A 6,872-nucleotide genomic window follows, 5' to 3' on the forward strand; every position below is an offset into this window, starting at 1 on the left:
AAGTCAGGAATATAACCGTGATCTTCAGATGCCTTACGAATTAAAGGGCACGGCCTATGAAGTGGTCAACAAAGACTGGGATAAGACCCGGGAAAAGATTGACGAAATCGTTGAGAAATATAATGATTAACGGTTCTTTAGTTGTTGACGGGTTGAAACTATGGTAATATGCGAATAAACAGTAACAATTACTTATTAGAGGTGAGTAGGATGCCTGCAGCAATCGAACAAGCAACCAGAGTATTAAAAGATAATCATTTTAAAATCACGAAACAACGCACGGCGATGATTGAATTCTTGGTCGGTACGGCCACCAATCGATTTGTGGACGTGACGAGCATTGATGAGTTTATGCGTAAAACATTTCCGAAGATGAGTCATAACACCATTTATCGAAACATTTCCGAATTTGCCGACCTTGGAATTGTTGAAAGACAAGTTCAAGGTGACCGGGCTTCGGTTAAGTTTCAGTGTGACTTCCAACAAGAACATCATCACCACTTTATTTGTAGTAACTGTGGTAAGGTCATCGAACTCAAGGACTGCCCACTAAGTCCAGAAATTACGTCCCAGCTCTCAGGCTGTGAAGTGACGGGGCATTTATTCCAGATTTATGGTTTGTGCCCTAAATGCGCTAACTTAATGAATAATTAACGAATTATTTAGCATTCGTTCAGATTCTTATGCGATAATTAAGGCTACAAAATTTAGTAAGGAAGTTTTTTGAATGGATAATAGAATTCCGCCATTAATTACACCATTTGCCATTTTATCGATTTCTTTGGCACTTGGTGCAACCAATGTTGTGGTTAATAACGTGACATCCACTGATGAGGGAACCCCTAGGACCACTCAAACGACTCATCAAAAGCAAATCTCCAATTCGATTTACGGCAACAACAATAAAAAGAAGACTGATGACGAGAAAACCAAGGCGGAAAAGGCTAAGGAAGAATCAGCCAAGAAGAAGGCCGCTGAGGAATCGTCAGCAGCCAAAGCTTCGTCTGAAAAGGCCGAAAGCGATAAGAAGGCCAATGCCGATAGTAGTGACCAAACTACCACTAACGACACGACGGACAAGAGTGGGACAACGACAAATAAGTCCAAGACAACTAACAAAGGCACCACCACAAATAAAGGGACCACAACCACTGGTGGGACCACCGAGAACAACAATTCAAATCAAACGAATGATCAAAATAATAAGTCTGGCAATACGACCACTGGGACAACCGGGTCGAGTGCCACGAATACACAAAATAACAACGATACCACCACGACCCAACAGGTGACGGGTGATACGACAGGGGAGGGAACTAACTAATGTTTAGCTTTTTAGACATGGTTAACCACTACCTCGGTTACTTTAATATTAACGTGACGTTAAAAAGCCGCATCTACACCGTTCTGGGCTTCTTTGGCGACATTTATTTGTTCTACATCGGTTTTCGATTTTTGCAGAACTCAATGCTGACCAAGGGATTGTTAATCTTATTGGTTGCAATCATTTTGATGTACTTTACGGTTTGCAACTTCTTTTATTACTTCACGAAACGCCAGCCGTGGTTTGATATTTCTCCAAAACTTGCCAAATGGCTGCATATTCAAGAACATCCTCAAGAAACACAAGTTCAGTCAAAGATGGGAACGACTGTGATTTCTGAAGAACGCAATGTTCCAGCCAACGGATTGTTTGATAATCAACATCTCTTACCTGCTAAGATTCAAATCGGGGCAACCGAGCAGCGTAATATTGATCGTTTAGTCGCCCAGATGGAACAGCAACAATTATTTAGAACGGATTACGATGGCATGAGCGACCGCAAGATTTATGAGCTGCTCAAGGTTAACGGAAAGCCGATTTATGCGATTGGCAAGGGTGTCTTAATGCCGTACTTTGAAATGCGTCAGCAAGGGACCTCATTAGTCGTATATTGCGGCTTGAATCAGGCCGAAACCTATCCTGTCGGCGAAATCCGCCGGGTGGGACTGCAGTCCGTTGAATCACTGGATTTACGATCATTGAAGCTTTACTTGGCTTCAGTCACTTTAGTGGGCGGGCCGTTTAAACAAATTGGCCGTGCTGGTGTGATTGAGACACCGCAAGCTTATACACTGAGGGCCATGGTCGCCTATAAGAAACTGTAAGGGAAAGGGAATCAATCATGAGAATCAATGTTTTGCAGCATACGCCCAACGAAGGACCGGGATCAATTCAAGACTGGGCCCACGCACATGGCTATCAGCTATATGTTTATCATCCATATCAATTTGGCTTTCTGCCAACAGCCGACGAGACGGATATGCTGGTGATTCTTGGAGGCCCGATGAGTCCAAATGATGACTTGGCGTGGATTAAACAGGAGCGGGCACTGATTCAAGAATTGTTGGCAAATGAGACACCAATTTTTGGCGCCTGTTTTGGCGCTCAACAAATTACCAAAACGCTGGGGTACCCGGTTACCAAAGGTCCTGCCAAGGAAGTTGGCTGGGCACCAGTCTATCGGAAATCCGATGTGATTCCCGGATTACCTGAGAAGTTGACCGCGCTTCATTGGCACGAGGACATGTTCCAAATTCCAGAAGGTGCTCAGTTGTTATTTTCAAGCGACAACCTGGTTAATCAGGGGTTTGTTTTGAATCATCACGTTGTTGGCCTGCAATTTCACTTTGAACCCAAGGAAGATAACGTTAGAGAAATGGTCATTAACGATCATCCATATATCAAAGGGTCTGTTTTGAATCAGTCCGCTGAGGAAATTTTGGCGCGTCAGGTTCCGGACGAAAATAAAAATGTCATGTTCCAGATACTGAATTACATTACTGAAAATTAATTTGAAAATCTTCATAAAAAAGCTGAGTCAAAATGGATCAATTTTTGGCTCAGCTTTTTGTTTGGTGATTTCAGATTATCCAGCCGAAACGAGTTCCGACGGGCCTGATGTCTAACTTCCAAGACAGCCTTGATTCAAACCCAAAAACGGGGTTTAAACCAAAGCTGTCTTAGAAATCGCATCACCCAGCCCTCGTCACACACTCTCTCATTAATGACTCTTAAAATGAGCATCTAATTAAAATTTATGCAAAACAGGTTTCCATTTTGGATGATTCTGAATTATAATTAGAACATTACCCAAAAATATTCATTCGTGATGGTGGAAAATTTGGTTGACTTTGGACGCTGATCAACGACTTGGCAGGAAATGTGACATGAGACAAAACTTTTTGTGACATTTTTTTGACCTATCAAAATTTTTAACATATTATGGATGTAGTATCATTCTTAGGCAATTTTAATAATTTGTCTGAAAGCATTGGAGGAAAATGACATGGCAATGATCGAATTTCAAGACGTACAAAAGTATTACGGCAATTTCCATGCGTTAAAGGATATTAATTTGAAGATTGAAGCTGGCGAAACCGTTGTTTTGATCGGGCCTTCAGGTTCCGGTAAGTCAACGTTGATTCGGACGGTTAATGGGCTTGAGCCGATTCAAGAAGGTAAATTGATCGTTAATGGTCAAGATTTGGCCAATAAGAAGACCGATCCCAACCGGATTCGGAAAAATGTTGGGATGGTGTTTCAACATTTCAACTTGTATGCCAACAAGACGGTGCTTGAAAACATCATGCTGGCACCACGAATTGTGTTGAAGCGACCAGAACAGGAAAACAAAGAAACGGCGATGCAACTGTTGGACCAAGTTGGTCTTCGAAGCCAAGCCAACAAGTTGCCGGCGCAATTATCCGGTGGTCAGCAACAACGAATCGCGATTGCCCGCTCGCTTGCAATGAAGCCAAAGTGTCTCTTGTTTGATGAGCCAACCAGTGCGTTGGATCCTGAAATGATTGATGATGTTTTGAACGTTATGAAGGAAATTGCACAAGATTCCGATATGACGATGCTGGTTGTGACCCACGAAATGGGATTTGCGCGTGAAGTTGCCAACCGGGTTATCTTTATGGACGACGGTCGTATTTTGGAAGACGACACAAGCGAGAAATTCTTTAATGGTGAACCCTCCAATGAACGTGCACGACAATTTCTTGGCAAAATTATTACGCATTAAAAATTTCATTATTGGGAGGTCACATCATGAAGAAGATCATATCAAGACTTGGGTTATTGTTAACCTTACTCTTAATGGTCGTCACATTGAGCGCCTGTTCAAGCGCTGCATCGCAGAAAAATGTGCTGCAAGAGGATAAACAGACAAAGACGATCACTTGGGGTGTCAAAGCTGATACCAAGTTGTTTGGGTTAATGGATGTTAAGGATAACCAAATTAAGGGATTTGAAATTGATTTGGCCAAGGCAATGACAAAGCAAATCCTTGGAAAAGACGGCAAGGCCCGTTTTATCCAAGTTACCAGTCAAACCCGGATGCCATTACTTAGAAACGGGAACATTGATGCCATTATGGCAACGATGACCATTACACCGGAACGTGCCAAGCAAGTTGACTTTTCACGTTCATACTTTGATGCCGGACAAGCCATCCTCGTTAAGAACGGCAGTCCGATCAAAAACGTTAAAGATTTGAACCATAAAGGCGCCATTGTCTTGGGAGTTGTTGGTTCAAACTCAGTTCAAAATATTAAGAAATTTGCTCCTAAAGCAAAAGTGCTGCAACTAACCGATTACTCGCAAGCCTTAACTGCGTTGAAGTCTGGACAGGGGGACGCGTTAACGACTGATAACGGTATTTTATACGGGATGTCAATCGAAAACCCCGGGTATTCAGTAGTTGGTGGTACGTTTACCAAAGAACCTTACGGAATTGCTGTTGATAAAGGACAGGGTAAGTTGAGAGATGCCATGAACGACGCCTTAACCAAGGTTGAAAAATCTGGCGAGTACAACCAACTCCTTTATAAATGGTTCCACAAGGTTCGTGGATTTGATTTGAAGGGGGCACAACGATGATAAGTATTTTTCAAAATTATGGTGGAACCCTCCTTTATGGTTTGGGACAAACACTTTTGTGCAGTCTTATCGCACTGTTCTTTGCCCTGATTATTGGTTCAGCCTTTGCCATTTTGGAAGTTTTCCCCAACAAATTTCTGCGAGTAATTTCAAGAGTCTATATCGAATTGTTCCGAAACATTCCACTATTGGTTATTACAATGTTCTTCTACGTTGTTATTCCGATGTATGTCGTTGAAATTAGCGGCTTTGTTTCAGGAACCATTGGCTTGACCCTTTACTCGTCAGCATTTATTGCTGAAACGGTTCGATCCGGAATTCAATCCGTTGATCCTGGCCAAATGGAAGGCGCCCGTGCCAATGGACTCAGTTTCTGGCAGGCAATGCGCTACATTATTTTGCCACAGGCTTTCAGATACGTTATTCCACCACTGGGTAACCAGTTTATCAACTTGGTTAAGAACTCTTCAGTTCTTGCCTTCGTTGCCGGCTTTGACTTGATGTATCAAGGAAACGTCATTGCTTCTGACTCGCTGCAAAGTATGAGCACTTACCTCTGTGTCGGTGTCTTATACCTGATTTTGACGTTACCGTTGAGTTATTACATGCGTTATCTTGAAAAGAAATTGGCATAAAGGAGGAATCACGCTATGTTAACGGTCTTAGGTGCATATTCATGGATCAACATCAGGTTCCTTCTCGAAGGTGCCTGGGTCACAATTTTAGTTTCAGTTTGTTCGATTATCCTCAGTTACATATTTGGGATAATTTTAGGAATTATTCGCTACGTTAAAATTAAGTATTTCTCAGCGATCGTCGGCTTTATTATCGATATCATTCGTAACTTGCCATTGATCCTGATTATCTTCTTTACCTACTTTGGATTGCCAAATATCGGCTTTAAACCGGATCCGATTTGGGCGTCAGTGATTGCGATGGCGGTCTTTGAATCGGCAATGGTCGCGGAAATTGTCCGTGCCGGAATTGTTTCAATTCCAGTTGGACAAATGGAAGGTGCCAGGTCAACTGGTATGAGTTATTGGCAGGCGTTAAGGTATATCATCTTGCCGCAAGCCATCAAGAACATGATTCCAGCGATCGTTAGTCAGTTTATTTCGTTGGTCAAGGATACGTCTTTGGCAACGATCATTGTGCTGCCGGATTTGATGAACCATGCGCAAATCATCTACGGGCAAAACACTAACTACACGATTCCAATGTTCCTGGCGTTGGCGGTCATGTACTTCATCGTATGTTACTCATTGTCGCTGTTGTCGCAGTACCTCGACCACAGATTGGGCACGGCAAAGAAGTCGGGCGAAGTCGTAGAAGTGGTGCAGGGAGCGGAAAGATAGAGAGTGTGACGAGGGCTGGGTGATGCGGTTTCTAAGTCAACTTTGATTTAAACCCCGTTTTTGGGTTTGAATCAAAGTTGACTTAGAAGTTAGCATCAGGCCCGTCGGAACACATTTCGACCAGGTAAAAGGAAACGCAAAACTAGGACTTACGCTAACTAAAGTGTGACGAGCAACGTTTTGACACGCCGAGTAGGCTAGGCGGTTTCACAGCCGTCGGAGAGCTAAGAGCGCTTTTATTTAAATCCTGGTTTTGGATTTGAATAAAAGTGTCTTAGATTGCAGTGTCAGTTGCGTCGGAACACGTTTTATCCAAGTAAGAGTAAAGCGTCAGTTGCCTCGTCCACAGGACTATACGCTACACTACGTTTGCGGTCGTCGCCCACAGGACTAGACGCTGCACTACGTTTGCGGTCGTCGGAACACGTTTTCGACTAGGTAGCATTAGAGCAACTACTCACAAAAAAGTATAAAAAATCAAACACTCAGCTCAACCAAACAAGGGTCACCAACTCACAGTTGGTGACCCTTGTTTCGGCTTATTTGTCTATTTAATCTAAAACCTCAATTTTCCTGACATCCACCAAATC

The 6,872-nt window shown here is 42.9% G+C and carries 8 protein-coding genes; all 8 read left to right on the forward strand.

Annotated elements, in window-relative coordinates; all coding sequences use genetic code 11:
- The first annotated feature begins 210 nt into the window (after positions 1–210).
- The 8 genes from AB3112_RS06760 (at position 211) to AB3112_RS06795 (ending at position 6,282) form a co-directional block, all read left to right on the forward strand.
- The gene (locus AB3112_RS06760) at positions 211–654 is read left to right on the forward strand and encodes a Fur family transcriptional regulator (RefSeq protein WP_057910916.1); all 444 of its coding nucleotides are present in this window, start codon (positions 211–213) and stop codon (positions 652–654) included.
- A 73-nt stretch (positions 655–727) separates the two neighbouring features.
- A complete protein-coding gene (locus AB3112_RS06765) occupies positions 728–1,324 on the forward strand; it encodes a hypothetical protein (protein WP_057910917.1) in 597 nt (198 codons plus the stop codon).
- Positions 1,324–2,148 carry a DUF6681 family protein gene (locus AB3112_RS06770; protein ID WP_367334159.1) on the forward strand — a complete coding sequence of 275 codons (825 nt, stop codon included), beginning with the start codon at positions 1,324–1,326 and terminating at the stop codon, positions 2,146–2,148. The genes AB3112_RS06765 and AB3112_RS06770 overlap by 1 nt, the downstream gene beginning before the upstream one ends.
- Before the next feature lie 17 nt (positions 2,149–2,165).
- Complete coding sequence (locus AB3112_RS06775; protein WP_084974576.1) at positions 2,166–2,834, forward strand: type 1 glutamine amidotransferase; 669 nt, start codon at positions 2,166–2,168, stop codon at positions 2,832–2,834.
- A 495-nt stretch (positions 2,835–3,329) separates the two neighbouring features.
- Positions 3,330–4,070, forward strand: coding sequence for an amino acid ABC transporter ATP-binding protein (locus tag AB3112_RS06780; protein WP_057910920.1), 741 nt, complete (start codon positions 3,330–3,332; stop codon positions 4,068–4,070).
- A 26-nt stretch (positions 4,071–4,096) separates the two neighbouring features.
- On the forward strand, positions 4,097–4,927 hold the full coding sequence (locus AB3112_RS06785) for a transporter substrate-binding domain-containing protein (protein WP_057910921.1): 831 nt from the start codon (positions 4,097–4,099) through the stop codon (positions 4,925–4,927).
- Positions 4,924–5,562: an amino acid ABC transporter permease gene (locus AB3112_RS06790; RefSeq protein WP_057910922.1), complete on the forward strand. Its 639-nt coding sequence runs from the start codon at positions 4,924–4,926 to the stop codon at positions 5,560–5,562. Before AB3112_RS06785 ends, AB3112_RS06790 begins: the two co-directional genes overlap by 4 nt.
- 15 nt (positions 5,563–5,577) lie before the next feature.
- Complete coding sequence (locus AB3112_RS06795; protein ID WP_057910923.1) at positions 5,578–6,282, forward strand: amino acid ABC transporter permease; 705 nt, start codon at positions 5,578–5,580, stop codon at positions 6,280–6,282.
- Positions 6,283–6,872: the final 590 nt, after the last annotated feature.

Source organism: Lentilactobacillus sp., from assembly GCF_040773105.1.
GTDB classification, from domain to species: domain Bacteria; phylum Bacillota; class Bacilli; order Lactobacillales; family Lactobacillaceae; genus Lentilactobacillus; species Lentilactobacillus parabuchneri.

Bases quoted from the DNA above. Each gene is read 5' to 3' on its own strand.
- AB3112_RS06795 (WP_057910923.1), top strand. From the start codon at position 5,578: ATGTTAACGGTCTTAGGTGCATATTCATGGATCAACATCAGGTTCCTT.
- AB3112_RS06760 (WP_057910916.1), top strand. From the start codon at position 211: ATGCCTGCAGCAATCGAACAAGCAACCAGAGTATTAAAAGATAATCAT.
- AB3112_RS06775 (WP_084974576.1), top strand. From the start codon at position 2,166: ATGAGAATCAATGTTTTGCAGCATACGCCCAACGAAGGACCGGGATCA.
- AB3112_RS06780 (WP_057910920.1), top strand. From the start codon at position 3,330: ATGGCAATGATCGAATTTCAAGACGTACAAAAGTATTACGGCAATTTC.
- AB3112_RS06790 (WP_057910922.1), top strand. From the start codon at position 4,924: ATGATAAGTATTTTTCAAAATTATGGTGGAACCCTCCTTTATGGTTTG.
- AB3112_RS06770 (WP_367334159.1), top strand. From the start codon at position 1,324: ATGTTTAGCTTTTTAGACATGGTTAACCACTACCTCGGTTACTTTAAT.
- AB3112_RS06765 (WP_057910917.1), top strand. From the start codon at position 728: ATGGATAATAGAATTCCGCCATTAATTACACCATTTGCCATTTTATCG.
- AB3112_RS06785 (WP_057910921.1), top strand. From the start codon at position 4,097: ATGAAGAAGATCATATCAAGACTTGGGTTATTGTTAACCTTACTCTTA.